The following is an 18,044-nucleotide window of genomic DNA, read 5'->3' on the forward strand; positions in this document are numbered from 1 at the left end:
ACCCTACCGATGGTTGGATGGGAGCGTGACTGCATCCCAGACATCCGTGGTGATCATCGGCGGCGGCCCCGGCGGCTACGAGGCGGCTCTGGGCGCCGCCCAGCTCGGCGCGCAGGTCACGGTGGTGGAGGCGGAGGGGCTCGGAGGTGCCACCGTGCTCACCGACTGTGTGCCGAGCAAGGCGCTCATCGCCACGGCGGACTTCATGGACCGGTTCAGCGCCGCCAAGCGGATCGGGGTCGGCTTCGACGGCGCTCCCGGTGACCAGGGGGTCACCGCCCACCTGTCCGACATCAACGCCCGCATCATGGGGCTGGCTGCGGCCCAGAGCCGGGACATCCAGGAGCGGCTGGAGTCCGCGGGTGTCGACGTCGTCCAGGGCCGCGGTCGCCTGGCCGGGCGGGACGCCGTCGAGGTGGTGGACGCCGACGGCACCGCGGAGCAGCTGCCGGCGGACATCGTGCTCGTGGCGACCGGGGCCCGACCACGCATCCTCGACAGTGCGGTGCCGGACGGCCGCCGCATCCTGACCTGGCAGCAGATCTACGAGCTGGAGGCGCTGCCCGAGCACCTCGTGGTCATCGGCTCGGGGGTGACGGGTGCCGAGCTGGCGCACGCCTACCTCGGTCTGGGGTCGGCGGTCACCCTGGTCTCCTCACGCGACCGGGTCCTTCCGGGACAGGACGCCGACGCGGCCAACGTGCTGGAGGACGTCTTCCGACGCCGCGGCATGACGGTGCTCAACCGTTCGCGGGCCGCTGCCGTGCGGGTGGTGGGGGACGGCGTGGTCGTGACCCTCGAGGACGGTCGGGAGGTGGCCGCCTCCCACGCGCTCCTGGCCGTCGGCTCCTTGCCCAACACCGCCGACGTGGGCCTGGAGGAGGCGGGAGTGGACCTCACGCCCCCCGGGCACGTGGTGGTCGACCGGGTGTCCCGGACGTCGGTGCCGGGTGTCTACGCCGCGGGGGACTGCACCGGTGTGCTGCCGCTGGCCTCAGTCGCGGCGATGCAGGGGCGCATCGCGATCGCGCACGCGCTGGGGGACGCCGTGGCGCCGCTGTCCCTGGGACGGGTGAGCTCCAACATCTTCACCGACCCGGAGATCGCGACCGTGGGGGTCGCGCAGTCCGACATCGACGAGGGCAGGGTCGACGCCCGCACCGTGATGCTGCCGCTCACCAAGAACCCGCGCGCCAAGATGCAGAACGTGCGCGACGGCTTCGTCAAGATCTTCGCCCGTCGCGGCAGCGACACCATCCTCGGCGGCGTGGTCGTCGCGCCGCGTGCCAGCGAGCTGATCTTCCCCATCGCGTTAGCCGTCGCGACTCGGCTCAACGTGGACCAGTTCGCCTCCACGTTCACCGTCTACCCCTCGATGTCGGGGTCGATCGCCGAGGCGGCCCGACAGCTGCACTCCGTGGCGGACTGACCGCGCCGGTGCGCCTCCGGGCCGACCGGTTACCGCGCGACCGTTGAGGTCAGTCCGTGAGCTCGCAGATGACGGCGCCGTTGGTGACCGTCGCACCGATCGTCGCCGACAGCCCGCTGACCGTGCCGGACTTGTGGGCCTTGATGGGCTGCTCCATCTTCATCGCCTCGATGACCACCACGACGTCGCCCTCGGCGATCTCCTGGCCGTCCTCGACCGCCACCTTGACGACCGTGCCCTGCATCGGTGCGGTCACCGCGTCCCCGGAGGCGACCCCGCCGCCGGAGCCACCGCGGGTGCGCTTGGGGGCCTTCTTGCGGGCGCCGGCGCCGTTGCCTGTGCCACCGCCGAGGCTCACCCCGGCCGGCAGGGAGACCTCTAGCCGCTTGCCGCCCACCTCGACGACGACCCGCTGGCGCTCCTCGGGCGTGCCGTCGCCGTCCGCGGTGGGCCCGGCGTAGGGCTCGATGGTGTTGGTGAACTGTGTCTCGATCCACCGGGTGTGCACGGCGAACGGCTCGGCCGGGTCGGCCGGCGCGAAGGCAGGGTCCCGCACCACGGCACGGTGGAAGGTGAGAGCGGTCGGCATGCCCTCGACCACGAACTCGTCCAGCGCCCTCCGCGCCCTCTCCAGCGCCTGCTGCCGGTCGCGGCCGGTGACGATGAGCTTGGCGAGCATGGAGTCGAAGGCGCCGGAGACCACGTCGCCGGCCTCCACACCCGAGTCGACGCGCACACCGGGGCCGCTCGGCACCTGGTAGGTCAGCACGGTGCCTGGAGCGGGCAGGAAGCCGCGGCCCGGGTCCTCGCCGTTGATCCGGAACTCGATGCTGTGCCCACGGGCGGCTGGCATCTCGTAGCCGAGCTCCTCGCCGTCGGCGATGCGGAACTGCTCGCGGACCAGGTCGATGCCGGTGACCTCCTCGGTGACCGGGTGCTCGACCTGCAGCCGGGTGTTCACCTCGAGGAAGGAGATGGTGCCGTCCTGGCCCACGAGGAACTCGCACGTGCCCGCGCCGACGTAGCCGGCCCCGCGCAGGATGGCCGTCGAGGCACGCACCAGCTCATCGTTCTGCTCCTGGGACAGGAACGGGGCAGGAGCCTCCTCCACGAGCTTCTGGTGCCGCCGCTGGAGCGAGCAGTCGCGGGTGGAGACCACGACGACGTTGCCGTGCTGGTCGGCCAGGCACTGCGTCTCGACGTGGCGCGGCTGGTCGAGGTAGCGCTCGACGAAACACTCACCCCGGCCGAACGCCGCCACCGCCTCGCGGACCGCGGAGTCGAACATCTCCGGGACCTCCTCGAAGGTGCGGGCGACCTTCAGGCCGCGGCCGCCACCACCGTAGGCAGCCTTGATCGCCACCGGGAGCCCGTGCTCGCGCGCGAAGGTGAGCACCTCGTCGGCATCGGCCACGGGGTCCTGGGTGCCTGGCACGAGAGGCGCGTGGGCCGCGGTCGCGATGTGGCGGGCCTTCACCTTGTCACCGAGGGAGTCGATGGCCTGCGGCGGAGGGCCGATCCAGGTCAGCCCGGCGTCGATGACGGCCTGGGCGAAGTGGGCGTTCTCGGCGAGGAAGCCGTAGCCGGGGTGGACCGCGTCGGCGCCGGCCGTGTGGGCGATCTCGATGAGCTTGTCCTGCACGAGGTAGGACTCGCCGGGCGTGCTGCCCCCCAGGGCGTGCGCCTCGTCGGCGACCTTGACGTGCAACGCATCCCGGTCGGGGTCGGCATAGACGGCGACGGAGCCCAGGCCTGCGTCCTTGCAGGCGCGGGCGATGCGCACGGCGATCTCGCCGCGGTTGGCAATGAGGACCTTGCTGATCGGCATGGGGGTCACCTTAGACCCTGCCGGCCGGGCAGCGAGGTGAGCCACTCAGGCCATCCTGTCCAGATCCGCGCGGCACCTCTGCTCCAGGTCCTCGAGCTCGGCCAGCGACTGCTCGATGTCCTGGCGCCGGCGCTCGAGGTCGACACGGCGGTGGCCGATCTGGTCCAGCAGGTAGCGCAGCTGCCCCGCCTCGCCCGGCTGGTCGTCGTACATGTCGATGATCGTCCGGATCTCGTCCAGGGGGAAGCCCAGCCGGCGCCCGCGCAGGATGAGGGCCAACCTGATGTGGTCGCGCCGGTGGTAGAGGCGCCGCGAGCCTCCCGGCCCGACCCGCTCCGGGCCCAGCAGTCCCAGCTGCTCGTAGTGCCGCAGCGCCCGGTGTGTCACGTCGAACTCGTCGGCGAGCTCGGCAATGGTCCAGGTGCGGGGAGTGCGGGACATAAGCGGCATCGTGAACGGTCCCGACGCGCGGGTCAACCAGGAGCCCCCACCGGGCTGGACTTGTCTTGACGCAAGGTCAGATTGCTACCTTACGTTGACGTTAACGTCAAGACACGGGTCAAGACACCGAAGGCAGAGAGGCCTACCGCCGATGTTCGAGCTCAGCAAGGACCACGAGGACTTCCGCGCGCTGGTGCGCGACTTCGCGCAGAACGAGGTCGCACCGCACGTGGAGCGCTGGGACGCCGAGGCCCACTTCCCGACCGAGCTGGTTCCCGCGATGGGCGAGCTCGGCCTGTTCGGCCTCAACGCCCCGGAGGAGTACGGCGGCGCAGGGCTGGACGAGGGGGGCTTCACCTACCTGTGCCTGGCGATCGAGGAGCTGGGCAGGGTCGACCAGTCCATCGGCATCACCCTGTCCGCCGGGGTGGGCCTGGGCATCAACCCGATCCTCACCTACGGCACCGACGAGCAGAAGCAGCGGTGGCTGCCCGACCTCGTGGCAGGACGCGCCCTCGCGGGCTTCGGGCTGACCGAGCCGGAGGCAGGCTCTGACGCCGGTGCCACGAAGACCCGGGCCACCCTGGCCGACGGGACCTGGACGGTCAACGGGGCCAAGGCCTTCATCACCAACTCCGGCACCGACATCACCTCGGTCGTGACGGTGACGGCCAAGACCGGCGAGACCTCTGAGGGCAAGCCTGAGCTCAGCGCGGTCATGGTGCCCTCCGGCACTCCCGGCTTCGTCGTCGAGCCGGCCTACCGCAAGCTCGGCTGGCACATCAGCGACACCCACGGCCTCACCTTCGAGGGATGCCAGGTCCCGGAGGCGAACCTCCTGGGAGCGCGCGGGGAGGGGTTCAAACAGTTCCTGAAGACCCTCGACGACGGGCGCATCGCCATCTCCGCCCTGGCCGTGGGCTGCGCCCAGCGGATGCTGGAGGAGGCGAGCTCGTACAGCCGGACCCGGATCGCCTTCGGCCGACCGATCGCGGTCAACCAGGGCGTCTCCTTCCAGATCGCCGACCTGGCCGTCATGGTCGAGGCCGCCCGGCTGCTCACCTACAAGGCCGCCTGGCTCAAGGACGAGCAGGAGGCGGGCCGCCGGGGGGTGGCCGAGGTGAAGCAGGCCGCCGCCATCGCCAAGCTCTACTCCACCGAGGCCGCGGTCACCGCGACCCGCATCGCCACGCAGGTCTTCGGCGGCAACGGCTTCATGGAGGAGTACCCCGTCGCCCGGTTCTTCCGGGACGCCAAGATCCTGGAGATCGGTGAGGGCACCTCCGAGGTCCAGCGCATGCTCATCGCGCGGGGCCTGGGACTGCCGGCCTGACACGATGGCCCCCATGACGAACGCGCATCCCGACCCACGGGTCGCCGACCTGCGGCAACGGCTCGAGGTGGCCCTCGAGGCCTCCGCCGGCCCCAGTGAGCAGGCTCGCGCCAAGCTGGACTCCCAGGGCAAGCTCTACGTCCGCGAGCGCATCGCGCTGCTCTTCGACGAGGGGACGTTCGTCGAGGACGGGCGCTACGCCAACGCCACGGCCACGGGGCTGCCCGCCGACGGCGTGGTGACGGGCCGGGGCGAGGTCGACGGGAGGGCGGCCATCGTGGTCGCCAACGACCCGACGGTCAAGGCCGGCTCGTGGGGTGCCCGCACGGTCGAGAAGATCATCCGGGCCACCGAGGCCGCGCTGCGTGAGGAGCTGCCCGTCTTCTGGTTCGTGGACTCCGCCGGAGCCCGGATCACCGACCAGGTCGACCTCTTCCCCGGTCGGCGCGGTGCGGGCCGGATCTTCCACAACCAGGTCGCGCTGTCGGGCAAGGTGCCCCAGATCTGCTGCCTCTTCGGGCCCTCGGCGGCGGGGGGTGCCTACATCCCCAGCTTCACCGACATCGTGGTCATGGTCGAGGGCAACGCCTCGATGTACCTCGGTAGCCCGCGGATGGCGGAGATGGTGGTCGGTGAGACGGTCTCCCTGGAGGAGATGGGGGGCGCTCGGATGCACTGCACGGTCTCCGGGGTGGGCGACCTCCTGGCGTCCGACGACACGGAGGCCATCGAGCTGGCCAAGCTGTACTTCTCCTACGTGCCCGACAGCTGGCGCACGCCCACGCCCCGGTACGAGGTGGAGGAGCCCTCGCTGCCGCTGACCCGTGACACGGTGCCGCAGGCCGAGTCGGTGCCCTTCGACGTCCACGACGTCATCGACGGGCTCGTGGACGCCGACAGCTTCTTCGAGATCAAGCCGCTCTTCGCGCCCGAGCTCGTCATCGGGTTCGGCCGGATGGCAGGGGAGACGGTGGGCCTGGTGGCCAACAACTCCGCCGTCAAGGGTGGGGTGCTGTTCAGCGACTCCGCCGACAAGGCGTCACGCTTCATCTGGCTGTGCGACGCCTTCGGGATCCCGCTGGTCTACCTCGCGGACGTGCCAGGCTTCATGATCGGCTCGGAGGTGGAGCGTGGCGGCATCATCCGCCACGGCGCCAAGATGGTCTCCGCGGTGTCCGAGGCGACGGTCCCGCAGTTCTGCGTCGTCGTGCGCAAGGCCTACGGCGCCGGCCTGTACGCCATGGGCGGGCCGGGGTTCGGGCCGGACGCCACGCTGGCCCTGCCGACGGCGCGCATCGCCGTGATGGGGCCTGAGGCTGCCGTCAACGCGGTCTACGCCAACAAGGTCGCCGCCATCGACGACCCGGCCGACCGGGAGGCCTTCGTCGCGGCCCGGCGAGCGGAGTACCTCGAGGACGTCGACCTCGAGCGGCTGGCGGCAGACCTGGTCATCGACGGCATCGTGGAGGCCGACGCGCTGCGCGCCGAGCTGGTGCACCGCCTGCGGTACGCGGCACGCAGGGACCGGCACTTCTCCACCCGGCACCGTGGGGTGCCGCCGGTCTGAGCAGCGCGCTCAGGCCCATGGCCACAGCTCGTGCCACACGTGGCCGAGCTCGCGGAGCAGGGTGCGCACCAGCGGCAGGCTGACCCCGACGACCGCGTGGTAGTCGCCCTCGATCCGCTCCACGAAGGGGCCGCCGAGACCGTCCACGGTGAACGCCCCGGCGACGTGCAGCGGTTCTCCCGTGGCGACGTACGCCTCGATCTCCTCGTCACTCAGGTCCGCGAAGTGCACGACCGTGGACGCCGTCGCCCCCACGTGCCGCTCGTGACCGGCCACGCGCTGGTCGATCATCCAGTGGCCCGAGTGGAGCACGCCGCTGCGGCCGCGCATCCGCCGCCAACGGGCGATCGCCTGGTGGGGGTCGCGGGGCTTGCCGAACACCTGCCCGTCGAGCTCGAGCACCGAGTCGCAGGCCAGCACCAGTGGTGCCCGCCGGCCCTGCTCGAGCAGCCTGGACCCGACCCGCTCACCCTTGGCCCGGGCCAGCACCAGGGGCACCTCGTCGAGGGTCAGGGGTCCGGACCTCCTCCTCGCCTCGTCCAGGGCGGCGTCCTCGTCCACCCCGGAGACGATTACCTCAGGGTCCACGCCTGCGGCGCGCAGCGTGGACAGCCGGGCGGGTGAGGCCGATGCGAGCACCAGAGGGATCACGGCCCGCACGATACCGGTTGCGGTCGCGGCCGAGGTGGGGTTGCGTGGAGGACCCGTTCGGGGGACCATGGCAGAACCTTCGATTTGTGAAAAACTTCACGAGGAGTCAACGATGAGCGAACCCACGCAGCACCCGCAGCAGGCCGAGAACGTCTCCTGGACGGACCTGGGCCACGACCTGTGGAACTACCTGACCGGTCGCGGTGCGGCCATCAACTACAGCTTCGTCGACATGGAGGTGGAGGTGCCGCGGGACACCGGCCCCGACGCCCCCCGCGCGACCTGGAAGCTCAACGGCACCCTGCGCATCACCACCTCCGACGACGAGTCGTCCGGCTCGGACCCTTTCACCGGCTGACCGGCATGACGCGGCAGCTGCGACTGGACGCCGACCTGACCTTCTCGGTCAGCAACCCACCCGTCGACGGGCAGGAGGGCACGGTCGTCCAGGGGACCGTCACGGCGGACGGCACCCACGTCGACATCACCGTGGACCGGCTGGAGTCGCTCGCGCCCGGCACGACCATGCGGGGGTCCGCAGCCACCGCCCGCACGATCGCCAAGCAGCTGGCCGACCATGGCCTCAGCGTGTCCCTGAACGGTCCCGAGGGTCGTGTGCTGACCCTCGGGGCCGTCAAGGTGCCTGTGCTCCAGCGACTGGCGATCCGGTCGCCGCACCTGCGGATCGACGACCTGGGGCAGGCGCGGGCCCTCCTGCGCAGCCGGGGCAGGGTCACCGGCGGCCCGTCGTTGGCGGACCTGCTGCCACCGGGCACGCCCTGGCCTCCCGCACCGACCTTCCGCTACCGCCGACGGCGCATCACGACCACCCACGACCCGCGCGGGGGCGGCCGGCCCAGACTGGTCTTCTCCGTCTCGCAGGCCCCCGTGGTGGGCGCGACCCGGCGTGTCTACTACCTCGCCCGGGGCACGACCACCATCGGCAGCGACCCGACCAACGACCTGGTGCTCGAGGGCCTGCAGCCCCAGCACGCCGAGGTGCGTCGCCGGGCCGAGGACGACGAGTACTTCCTGCACGCGCTCGGTGGCGCGGAGCCGACCCGGGTCAACGGGGCGCAGGCCGACACCCAGGTGCTGCGTACAGGCTCGCGGGTGCAGCTGGGGGAGTGGACGATGTCCTACGCCCGCGAGGAGTTCGCCGACCACGGCCGGCCCTTCGGTGGCCGGGAGGGCGGGGAGTTCAGCGACCAGCGGCCGCAGGAGCGTCCCACCACCTACCGGTAGCGTCAGGGCAGGGCCCCCGCGCACCGGGTCGTGGCTCCTGCAGGGTCAGAGCTCGTCCAGCAGCGCTGCCCGCAGGGTGTCCAGCCCCACCCCGCCGATGTCGAGCGCGCGGCGGTGGAAGGCCTTCAGGTCGAAGGCGTCACCCTCGCGGCGTCGCAGCTCGTCGCGGAGCTCGAGCCACAGGCGCTCACCCACCTTGTAGGACGGCGCCTGGCCGGGCCAGCCCAGGTAGCGGTCGAGCTCGAACCGCACGAAGCCCTCGTCCATGTTGACGTGGTCGTTGAGGAACTCCCAGGCCTTGTCGTAGGTCCACTCGCCGCCGCCCACCTCGTCGGGGGCCTCGAAGCCGCAGTGCACCCCGATGTCGAGGACCACCCGTGCTGCCCGCAGCGACTGGCCGTCCAGGAGGCCCATCCGCATGCCTGGGTCGTCCATGTAGCCGAGGTCGGCCATGAGCCACTCGGCGTAGAGCGCCCAGCCCTCGCCGTGCCCCGAGGTGAACGAGGCCAGCCGGCGCCAGCGGTTGAGCAGGCTGCTGCGGTAGACGGTCTGCCCGATCTGCAGGTGGTGACCGGGGACGCCCTCGTGGTAGACGGTGGTCAGCTCGCGCCAGGTGCTGAACTCGGTGAGGCCCTTGGGCACCGACCACCACATCCGGCCCGGCCGGCTGAAGTCCTCGGAGGGAGCCGTGTAGTAGATGCCGCCGGTCTGGCTGGGTGCGATCAGGCACTCGATGCGACGGATGGGCTCCGGGATGTCGAAGTGGACGTCCCCGAGGTCGGCGACCGCCTCGTCCGCCTTGACCTGCATCCACTCGCGCAGGGCCTCGGTGCCGTGCAGCTGGTAGCGCTCGTCCTGGTCCAGCAGCGCGACGGCCTCCTTCACACTGGCGCCGGGGCGCACCCGGTCAGCCGTCTCCTCCATGAGAGCGGTGATGCGGGCCAGCTCCTCCTGCCCCCAGCGGTAGGTCTCGGCGAGGTCGATGTCCGCGCCGAGGAAGCTGCGCGACATGAGCCGGTAGCGCTCCGTGCCCGCGGCGTCGGAGACGGGGGCATCGTCCAGGAGCTCCTCGGTGAGGGCCTGCGCCAGACGACCGTATGCCGCACAGGCGGCGTCGACCGCCGCGGACAGGTCGTCCCGCAGCTCCTCGTCCTGCCCGCCCGCCTCACTCAGGAGCATGCGGAAGGTGCTGTCCGCACCGGCCTGCTCCCGGCACTGCTCGGCGACCTTGTCGACCTGGCGGCGGGGGGCGATGGCTCCTCGGTCGGAAGAGTAGCGCAGCGCCGAGGCGTACTGCTCCAGCGCGACCGGGACCGCCCGCAGCCGGGCCGTCACGACACCCCAGTCGGCGGCGTCGTCCTTGCGCATGAGGTCGAAGATGTCGCGCACAGCCTGGACGGGCGAGGCGATGACGTTGAGCTCCATGGGGTCGACGCCCTGCAGCATCCGCTCGCCGGTCTCGACCTCCAGCCCCAGACGCTCGCGCAGCGCCGCCACGGTGACCCGGTCGACGTCGTCCACCGGGTCGGCACCGTCCAGGGCGTGCAGGGTCCGCCGGGCCAGGTCGACGCGCGCGCGCACGCCTTCGATGGACAGGTCGTCGATGCGGTCGTCCGCCCCGGGCACCCCCAGGTAGGTCGCCTCCAGCGGGCTCAGCTCCACGGAGGTGTCCAGGTGGGCATCGGCGATGCGGTCGATCTCGGTCCGGTCTCGGGTCTGCTCGGTCACGGTCCCGAACGTACTACGTTCGTCGGCATGGCGAGTGCTCGGATCAGGTCGGTCAACACGGGGCGGGCCCACCCCATGCCGGAGGCCTCCACGGGGGTGACCGGCATCGACACGGCACCCGTGCGGTCCATCGAGGTGCGCGCCCCTGGCCCCAAGCGGGACGGCGGCGGCAGCGGCGTGGCCGGTGACGTCATCGGCAACCTGCGGCACCACGGAGGCGACCAGCAGGCCGTGTATGCCCTGGCGCGGGAGGAGCTGGACGCCTGGTCGGCGGAGCTCGGCCGCGACCTGCCCGACGGGATGTTCGGCGAGAACCTCACCACGGAGGGCATCGACGTGGACGCCGCCGTCCTGGGACAGCGATGGCAGGTCGGTGACCGGGTCGTCCTGCGGGTCTGCGGGCCTCGCATCCCGTGCCAAACCTTCGCCGTCCGGATGGGGGAGCCGGCGTGGGTGCGCCGCTTCACCGAACGGGGCCGACCCGGGGCCTACCTGGCGGTGGAGGTGCCCGGCACCCTGCGCCCGGGTGACCCGGTCGTGCCCGGCGAGCCGCCGCAGCACGGTCTGGACGTCATGGACGCCTTCGCGGCCTTCATGGGGGAGCGGGACCTGGCGGCCGCACTCCTGGTGGCCGGCTGCCTGCACCCGGACGACCACGCCGAGCTCGAGCGCTCGCTCCGCCGGCGCAGCCACTGACGGCCGCACACGCAGGCGGCCCGCCTCCCGAGGGGGAGGCGGGCCGCCGGTGTCACCGCGAGGTGCCAGGGGTCAGTTGCCCTTCCCCTTCCCCTTGCCCTTGCCACCGCTGTTGCCCGGAGCGCTGTCCGGACGGTCGATGGTGAACGACGGGCTGGTCCACGTCTCGACGTGGTCCGGGTTGCTCGCGTCACCCAGGGCCTTCACGACCGTGAGCTCCAGGATGTAGTCGCCGTCGGGCACCGTCTTGCGCTTGTCGTTGCCCTGGTTGTGGTCCCGGGTGCCGTCCCACGCCCAGGCCGAGAAGCCGTCGGCGCTGCCCGAGCGAGCGAGGTAGTCGCCTTCCATGACCACGGGGAACGCCGGGTGCACCAGGTCGCCCTTGGTGCCGTCGGCGTTGGCCTCGTAGACCTCGAAGGTGGCCGACCGGGCCGGGTGCCGCAGGTGCACCGCGGCGGTCGGCACGTCGCCATCCTCCATCGTGAAGACGGTGCCCTCGTCGGCCAGGTCCCAGCTGCCGTTCATGGTGCAGTCGACGCCGATGAGGCGGTCGCAGCCGGTGAGCTGGGCCAGGGCCGGGAACGTCGGGTGCTCCAGCACCGGCAGCTCCTGGTAGTCGCCGTCGAAGCCGGCGTACGGCACCCGCAGCGTGCCGGAGGTCTCCGACGTGAAGGTGACGTAGCCGCCGTACTGCGCGAGGGCGTTCTCACCGGTGTCCTGGATGGTCACCGTGACCTCGCTGCTGCCGCCGGAGGGGACGTTGACCGACTCGGGGCCATCCATCGATCCGAGGGGACCGTAGTACCCGGGGTCGTTGGGGTCGAGCCCACCGGTCGACAGCGCGCCGACGTGCCCGACGTCATAGGTCACCGCCTCGGCGCCCTCGTTGTGCAGGGTCATCGTGACCTCGTGCCCGCCCGCGGCGCTCTCGCCGAGCGACAGCTTGCCCGGGGTGACCGAGGTGGTCGCCAGGATCGTGTCGTCGATGTCGAGCATGCCGGCACCCTGGCGGTGCACGGGCTCGATGTAGCCGGCACCGGGCGCGAGGTTCCACTCCGCGGGGTCGGCGTGGTTCTGCAGCATGGCACGCACGTCGTGCGCCTCGGTGTCGGGCTTCTCCTCGAGCAGGAGGGCCACGGCGCCGGCCACGTGCGGCGAAGACATCGAGGTGCCGGACAGGGTGGCGTAGCCGCCCTTCTCCAGCGGGTAGGTGGCGTAGATCTGGCCACCGGGGGCCCCGAGGTCGGGCTTGAGCTCGAGCTCGGCGCTCATCCCGTAGGAGCTGAAGCTGGAGATGAGGCCGCCGGTCGGGCTCGGGGCCGTGGCGGTCTCGTCGGTCCACGTCATCTCCGCGCCGCCGTCGACGATGCGCTCGTCGATCAGGATGCCGTCGGCCCGGGAGATCGAGACGAAGGGGATGGTGACGGCCGGGTCACCCGACAGCGACGGGTTGATGTAGCCGGCAGCGTTGTTGTAGAGCACGACGCCCTCGGCACCGGCGTCCTGGGCGTTCACGGCCTTCTGGTGGAAGGTGCACACGCCGCGCTCGATGAGCACGACGGTGCCGTCAAGGAGGCCCTCGTCCATCGGGTCACAGGCCTGCGCCTCGGCCGACCCCGGCGCACCGAGGCGCGACAGGGTTGCGGTGCCCTCGGTGGGGGGCTCCGGCGCCGGTGACCCCACGACATACGGGACCGCGCGGTCGTCGGGGCTGACCGTGAAGGCGTTGGCGGTGAAGAACTCGTTGTCGTAGGACGCGACCCCGATCACGTGCTCGCCCACACCCGGGGAGCCGGCCGACCAGGTGCCGGCGGCACCGGAGTTGCCGATGGAGGCGACGACCACCATGCCGGCCTCGACGAGAGCGTCGGCACCGGCGGCGGTCGGGTACTGCTTCCAGGTCGAGAAGGCGGACCCGATGCTCATGTTGAGCACGTCCATGCCGTCGTCGTAGGCCCGCTCCATGGCGGCGAGCATGATGTCGGCGGTCGTGGAGCCCTCGCACCCGAAGACCCGGTAGGCGCCGAGCGTCGACCCGGGGGCCACACCCACCTGCTCGCCGTCGGCGCCGACGATGCCGGCCACGTGCGTGCCGTGGCCCTGGCAGTCGTCCGGGTCACCGTCGGGCTGCGGGACCGGCTGGTAGTCCTCGCTGGAGGAGTCGGCGTTGTAGCTGTCGCCCACGAAGTCGTAGCCGTAGGCGACCCGCTCGGTCGGGAAGCCGGTGCTGCCGTCCGCGCCGTTGCCGCCGAAGTCGGGGTGGTCGTAGTCGATGCCGGTGTCCATGACGGCGACCTTGACGCCCTCACCGGTGAGGCCCAGCTCGCTCTGCGCGACGTCCGCGCCGGTCATGCCGACGGCGTAGGCCATGTCGGGCTGCTCGCCCTGCTCGGGCGCGGGCGCCTCGATGACCTCGACCGGGAAGACCGCCTCGACCTGCGAGGTCCGGGCGGCCTTGCGCACGTCGGCCTCGGAGCCCTTCACGGCGACTCCCTGCCAGACCTTGCCGTAGCTGCGGGTGACCTCGAGGTCCGCGCCTGCGGCACGCGCCTCGCGCTCGAACTGTCGCTGCGTGGCCTTGACGGAGGACGCGTTGCCCCCTGTGGCGGTGGGCTGTCCCTTGAGCTGCACGAACCAGGCGTCCGACTGGGTGTGCGCCTTGCCCTCGTCGCCGCCCGGGTGGACGACGCCGAGGTCCTCGGCGCTGCCCAGGAAGGCCGGCTCGTCGGGGTCGGCCCCGGACGCTCCGGGCGCCAGGGTGGCGGCCATCAGCGCCGCGGCGCCGAGACCTCCGAGGGCTCGTCGAGCCCACCGGGAATGGGGGGTGTGTGGCATGAACTGCTCCCTTGGATGGATATGACGGTGCCCCGTTATCGTCCATGATCCACGTCACATCGCAACCGTTCGGACGATGTCTTTACCTTCTCCTGAACCGATCGTTACCGAAAGGTAACCTCGTCAGCGCGGCAGCGCCGAGCCTTTCCATGCCCCCGGCCCGGGGCTCAGCCGGGGCCGGGCTGCGCGGGAGCGGGCGTTCCACAGGCCACGCCGGCCCGACGCCGCCGGACCGGTCGGCTCGCCGGAGCCGGCGCCCAGCGCGCTCAGCACGGCGACGACGGCGGCCGTCTCCTCCGGTGTCGGTGACCCTGCGATCCGCAGGACCGTCGCGGGCTGGTCGGTGCTCACAGCGGGATGTTCCCGTGCTTCTTGGGCGGGCGGTTGGCCCGTTTGGTGCGCAGGGTGCGCAGGGCCTTGGTGACCTGGACCCGCGTCATCGACGGCGCGATCACGGCGTCGACGTAGCCGCGCTCCGCCGCGATGTAGGGGTTGGCCAGCGTGTCCTCGTACTCCTGGATGCGGCGGGCACGCTCCGCGTCGACGTCGCCTCCCTCGGCCGCCACCTGCTGCAGCTGCCGGCGGTAGAGGATGTTGGCCGCGCCCTGAGCGCCCATGACGGCGATCTGGGCGGTGGGCCAGGCCAGGTTGATGTCGGCCCCGAGGTGCTTGGAGCCCATCACGTCGTAGGCGCCCCCGTAGGCCTTGCGGGTGATCACCGTGACCAGGGGGACGGTCGCCTCGGCATACGCGTAGAGCAGCTTGGCCCCGCGCCGGATGATGCCTCCCCACTCCTGGTCGGTGCCGGGCAGGAAGCCGGGCACGTCGACGAAGGTGAGGATCGGGATGTTGAACGCGTCGCAGGTGCGCACGAAGCGGGCTGCCTTCTCCGAGGCGTCGATGTCGAGGGTGCCCGCGAACTGCATCGGCTGGTTGGCGACGATGCCCACGCTGTGTCCCTCGACCCGGCCGAAGCCGACCACGATGTTGGGGGCGAAGAGCGCCTGGACCTCCAGGAAGTCGCCGTCGTCGACGACGTGCTCGACGACCGTCCTCATGTCGTACGGCATGTTGGGGGAGTCCGGGACGAGGGTGTCGAGCTCCTCGTCGTCGGCGGTGACCTCCAGGTCGACCACCGTGTCGAAGGCGGGCGGCTCCTCCAGGTTGTTCTGCGGCAGGTGCGCGAGGAGGTCCTGCACGTAGGCGATCGCGTCCGCCTCGTCCTGTGCCGCGTAGTGGGCCACGCCGGAGCGGGTGTTGTGCGACACCGCGCCACCGAGGTCCTCGAAGGTGACGTCCTCGCCGGTCACCGTCTTGATGACGTCGGGACCCGTGATGAACATGTGCGAGGTCTTGTCGACCATGACGACGAAGTCGGTGATGGCGGGGGAGTAGACCGCGCCCCCGGCACACGGGCCCATCACCAGCGAGATCTGCGGGACGACCCCGGACGCGTGCACGTTGCGGCGGAAGATCTCGGCGTAGAGGCCGAGGGCCACCACCCCTTCCTGGATCCGGGCGCCGCCGGAGTCGTTGATGCCGACGACCGGGCACCCGACCTTCATCGCCAGGTCCATCACCTTGACGATCTTCTCGCCGAAGACCTCGCCCAGGGACCCGCCGAAGACCGTGAAGTCCTGGGCGTAGACGGCCACGGGCCGCCCGTCGACGGTGCCGTAGCCGGTCACGACGCCGTCGCCGTAGGGGCGGTCGGCGTCCTGCCCGAAGGCCACCGAACGGTGTCTGGCCAGCTCGTCGAGCTCGGTGAACGAGCCCTCGTCGAGCAGCTGGTCGATGCGCTCACGCGCGGTCTGCTTGCCCTTGGCGTGCTGCTTCTCCACGGCCCGGGCCGAGCCCGCGTGGACCGCCTCGTCGATGCGACGGCGGTAGTCCGCAAGGCGTCCTGCAGTGGTCCGCATGTCCGGCGTGCCCTCGGTGCTGGAGTCGGTCATGCCGGACAACTTAGTCTTCTCCGCGTGCAAGCACACCGATGGGCACGCCCCGAGTGGCATCGGACCATCGACTCCACCCAGAGCGCGCTGCTGCGCGACCCCCGCCCCGGGCGGGTGGTCGTCGCCGAGCACCAGAGTGCCGGGCAGGGTCGGCGAGGACGCACCTGGAGCGCGCCACCAGGAGCCGCGCTGGCGGTGAGCGTCGCCCTGCCGGCACCGCGGCCGGAGGTCGTCGGGTGGGTGCCGCTGCTCACGGGTCTCGCCGTCGTGCAGGCCCTCGGCGCGGGACCGTATGCCGTCCCGGCCGCTCTCAAGTGGCCCAACGACGTGCTGGTGCCGCAGGACGGTCAGTGGCGCAAGGTGTGCGGCATCCTGGCTCAGGTGGTGCCCGCGGCCTCCGCACCCGGGCCGGTGGTGGTCCTCGGCACGGGGATCAACCTCGACCAGGACCGCGAGGACCTGCCGGTGCCGACTGCGACCTCCTGGCGCTTGGCGTGCGGCAGCGAGTCCCTGCCGCCGTCGGCCAGGCAGGCGTGGCTGCAGGACTACCTGCGTGCGCTCGACGGGCTCCTGGACCTGCTGGAGCGCGACCCCGCAGCGCTTCGGGCCGCCTACGCGCGGCGGTGCCGCACGCTCGGGCAGCCGGTGCGTGTCCACCTGCCCGACGGCAGCACCGAGGAGGGCCGGGCCGTGGGCCTGGACGACTCCGGTGCGCTGCTCGTCCAGAGCGCGACGGGGACGCGCGCACACCACGCCGGTGACGTCGTCCACCTGCGCCACGACCGGTCGACGGAGCGCTGACCCCGGCCGGCGGCGATAGCCTGCCGGGCATGACGCAGACCGCACCGACGATGTTGCAGCTGACCCGGCACGGCGACGAGGGGCACGTGGTGGAGCTCGCCCTGGACCGGCCCGAGGCCCTGAACGCCATCTCCACCGCCTTCGCGGAGGAGATCGCCACGGTCACCGGCCGGCTCGCCGCCGACCCGACGGTGCGCGCCGTCGTGCTGACGAGCACCCACCCCACCTCGTTCTGTGTGGGCGCCGACCTCAAGGAGCGCAACGGCTTCACCGACGCCGACCTGATGGCCCAGCGCCCGGTCACCCGAGGCGCCTACGGCGGGGTGCTGGCGCTGCCCGTGCCGGCCGTCGCCGCGGTCGAGGGCTATGCGCTGGGCGGAGGGATGGAGCTGGCCCTGTCGTGTGACCTCATCGTCGCCGGCGAGCGGGCCACCCTGGGCCTGCCGGAGGTGTCCGTGGGGGTGGTCCCCGGTGGGGGAGGCACCCAGCTGCTCACCCGTCGGGTCGGCTGGTCGCGGGCGGCCTCGCTCATCTTCACCGCGCGCAAGGTGCCCGCCGACGAGGCGGGCCGGCTCGGGGTCGTCGACGAGGTCGTGCCGGCGGGAAGCGCACGCGAGCGCGCGCTGGCGCTGGCCGCGCTCGTCGCCCGACACTCCCCGGTGGGGGTGCGCAACGCGAAGCGGGCCATGCGTCTGGGCTCGGACGTGGACCTCACCACCGGGCTCGAGGTGGAGGACGCGTGCTGGCGTGCCACCGCCTTCTCCGGCGACCGCCGGGAAGGGGTGGCGGCCTTCGCGGAGAAGCGCGCGCCCCGATGGCCGGGCATCTGAGCGTCACGTCCGTATCATCGTCCCCATGACCCGGGTACTGCTGGCTGAGGACGACGAGACCATCTCCGAACCGCTGGCCCGCGCGCTGCGTCGCGAGGGCTACGTCGTGGACGTCGCCCCCGACGGGCGCGCGGCCCTGACGCTGGCCGAGCAGGAGACCCCTGACCTGGTGGTGCTGGACCTGGGGCTGCCCTACCTGGACGGGCTGGAGGTGTGCCGCCGGATCCGCCAGGAAGGGCTGACCGCCCCGGTCCTGATCCTCACGGCGCGCGGCGACGAGGTGGACACGGTCGTCGGCCTGGACGCCGGCGCCGACGACTACGTCACGAAGCCCTTCCGCCTGGCCGAGCTCCTCGCTCGGGTGCGTGCCCTGCTGCGACGGGGCACCGACAGCCAGCAGGCGGGGGACCGGCCCGTGGTCATCGACATCAAGGCGCGCCGGGCGTTCTTCGACGGCCAGGAGCTGGCGCTGACGGCCAAGGAGTTCGACCTGCTCCGGGTGCTCACCCGCGAGGAGGGGCGCGTCGTCTCCCGCGAGGCCCTCATGCGCGAGGTCTGGGACAGCTGGTTCGGCTCCACCAAGACCCTGGACATGCACATCTCCGTCCTGCGCCGCAAGCTCGGCGACGACGCCAACCGCCCCCGGCACATCGTCACCGTGCGCGGTGTGGGCTTCCGTTTCCAGAACGAGCCGGAGCGCTGACCGGC

Annotated in this window: 16 protein-coding genes; 9 read left to right on the forward strand and 7 right to left on the reverse strand. The window is 71.8% G+C overall.

Going from position 1 to position 18,044, the window contains the following annotated elements:
* The first annotated feature begins 25 nt into the window (after positions 1-25).
* Positions 26-1,429 carry an NAD(P)H-quinone dehydrogenase gene (locus LVO85_RS06190; RefSeq protein ID WP_232746535.1) on the forward strand — a complete coding sequence of 468 codons (1,404 nt, stop codon included), beginning with the start codon at positions 26-28 and terminating at the stop codon, positions 1,427-1,429.
* A 49-nt stretch (positions 1,430-1,478) separates the two neighbouring features.
* Here the strand turns inward: LVO85_RS06190 and LVO85_RS06195 are convergent, their stop codons facing one another.
* Positions 1,479-3,257 carry an acetyl/propionyl/methylcrotonyl-CoA carboxylase subunit alpha gene (locus LVO85_RS06195; protein ID WP_232746536.1) on the reverse strand — a complete coding sequence of 593 codons (1,779 nt, stop codon included), beginning with the start codon at positions 3,255-3,257 and terminating at the stop codon, positions 1,479-1,481.
* 45 nt (positions 3,258-3,302) lie between these two features.
* A complete protein-coding gene (locus tag LVO85_RS06200) occupies positions 3,303-3,698 on the reverse strand; it encodes a MerR family transcriptional regulator (protein WP_232746537.1) in 396 nt (131 codons plus the stop codon).
* 151 nt (positions 3,699-3,849) lie between these two features.
* Between LVO85_RS06200 and LVO85_RS06205 the strand changes: the two genes are divergently transcribed.
* Entirely contained in the window at positions 3,850-5,031 is a 1,182-nt protein-coding gene (locus LVO85_RS06205) for an acyl-CoA dehydrogenase family protein (RefSeq protein WP_232746538.1), read from the forward strand.
* A 13-nt stretch (positions 5,032-5,044) separates the two neighbouring features.
* Positions 5,045-6,598 carry an acyl-CoA carboxylase subunit beta gene (locus tag LVO85_RS06210; protein ID WP_232746539.1) on the forward strand — a complete coding sequence of 518 codons (1,554 nt, stop codon included), beginning with the start codon at positions 5,045-5,047 and terminating at the stop codon, positions 6,596-6,598.
* Positions 6,599-6,607: 9 nt separating this feature from the next.
* On the opposite strand, the gene LVO85_RS06215 is transcribed toward LVO85_RS06210, so the two are convergent.
* Positions 6,608-7,249, reverse strand: a complete 642-nt coding sequence (locus LVO85_RS06215; protein ID WP_232746540.1) for a Maf family protein — start codon at positions 7,247-7,249, stop codon at positions 6,608-6,610.
* Positions 7,250-7,361: 112 nt separating this feature from the next.
* On the opposite strand from LVO85_RS06215, the gene LVO85_RS06220 reads away from it, so the two are divergent.
* Positions 7,362-7,607 carry a hypothetical protein gene (locus LVO85_RS06220; RefSeq protein ID WP_232746541.1) on the forward strand — a complete coding sequence of 82 codons (246 nt, stop codon included), beginning with the start codon at positions 7,362-7,364 and terminating at the stop codon, positions 7,605-7,607.
* 5 nt (positions 7,608-7,612) lie between these two features.
* Positions 7,613-8,494 (forward strand): FHA domain-containing protein, encoded by an 882-nt coding sequence (locus tag LVO85_RS06225; protein ID WP_232746542.1) that lies wholly within the window; start codon positions 7,613-7,615, stop codon positions 8,492-8,494.
* Positions 8,495-8,539: 45 nt separating this feature from the next.
* Here LVO85_RS06225 and LVO85_RS06230 read toward each other — a convergent pair whose 3' ends face one another.
* Entirely contained in the window at positions 8,540-10,222 is a 1,683-nt protein-coding gene (locus LVO85_RS06230) for a DUF885 domain-containing protein (protein WP_232746543.1), read from the reverse strand.
* 27 nt (positions 10,223-10,249) lie between these two features.
* On the opposite strand from LVO85_RS06230, the gene LVO85_RS06235 reads away from it, so the two are divergent.
* Positions 10,250-10,918, forward strand: a complete 669-nt coding sequence (locus LVO85_RS06235) for an MOSC domain-containing protein (protein WP_232746544.1) — start codon at positions 10,250-10,252, stop codon at positions 10,916-10,918.
* 72 nt (positions 10,919-10,990) lie between these two features.
* Here LVO85_RS06235 and LVO85_RS16695 read toward each other — a convergent pair whose 3' ends face one another.
* The 3 genes from LVO85_RS16695 to LVO85_RS06255 form a co-directional block, all read right to left on the reverse strand.
* Positions 10,991-13,753 carry a S8 family serine peptidase gene (locus LVO85_RS16695; protein ID WP_269813043.1) on the reverse strand — a complete coding sequence of 921 codons (2,763 nt, stop codon included), beginning with the start codon at positions 13,751-13,753 and terminating at the stop codon, positions 10,991-10,993.
* A 123-nt stretch (positions 13,754-13,876) separates the two neighbouring features.
* A complete protein-coding gene (locus LVO85_RS06250) occupies positions 13,877-14,104 on the reverse strand; it encodes an acyl-CoA carboxylase subunit epsilon (protein WP_232746545.1) in 228 nt (75 codons plus the stop codon).
* Entirely contained in the window at positions 14,101-15,705 is a 1,605-nt protein-coding gene (locus tag LVO85_RS06255) for an acyl-CoA carboxylase subunit beta (RefSeq protein ID WP_232746546.1), read from the reverse strand. The genes LVO85_RS06250 and LVO85_RS06255 overlap by 4 nt, the downstream gene beginning before the upstream one ends.
* Before the next feature lie 24 nt (positions 15,706-15,729).
* Between LVO85_RS06255 and LVO85_RS06260 the strand changes: the two genes are divergently transcribed.
* From LVO85_RS06260 to LVO85_RS06270, 3 genes are read left to right on the forward strand one after another with little or no spacing between them, the layout of a single operon-like run.
* On the forward strand, positions 15,730-16,506 hold the full coding sequence (locus LVO85_RS06260) for a biotin--[acetyl-CoA-carboxylase] ligase (protein WP_232746547.1): 777 nt from the start codon (positions 15,730-15,732) through the stop codon (positions 16,504-16,506).
* Between the two features lie 29 nt (positions 16,507-16,535).
* Positions 16,536-17,336, forward strand: a complete 801-nt coding sequence (locus LVO85_RS06265) for an enoyl-CoA hydratase/isomerase family protein (RefSeq protein ID WP_232746548.1) — start codon at positions 16,536-16,538, stop codon at positions 17,334-17,336.
* A 25-nt stretch (positions 17,337-17,361) separates the two neighbouring features.
* Positions 17,362-18,039, forward strand: coding sequence for a response regulator transcription factor (locus LVO85_RS06270; protein ID WP_232746549.1), 678 nt, complete (start codon positions 17,362-17,364; stop codon positions 18,037-18,039).
* Positions 18,040-18,044 lie beyond the last annotated feature (5 nt).

The sequence above is a fragment of the Ornithinimicrobium sediminis genome (genome assembly GCF_021272345.1).
Classification (GTDB): Bacteria; Actinomycetota; Actinomycetes; order Actinomycetales; family Dermatophilaceae; genus Ornithinicoccus; species Ornithinicoccus sediminis_B.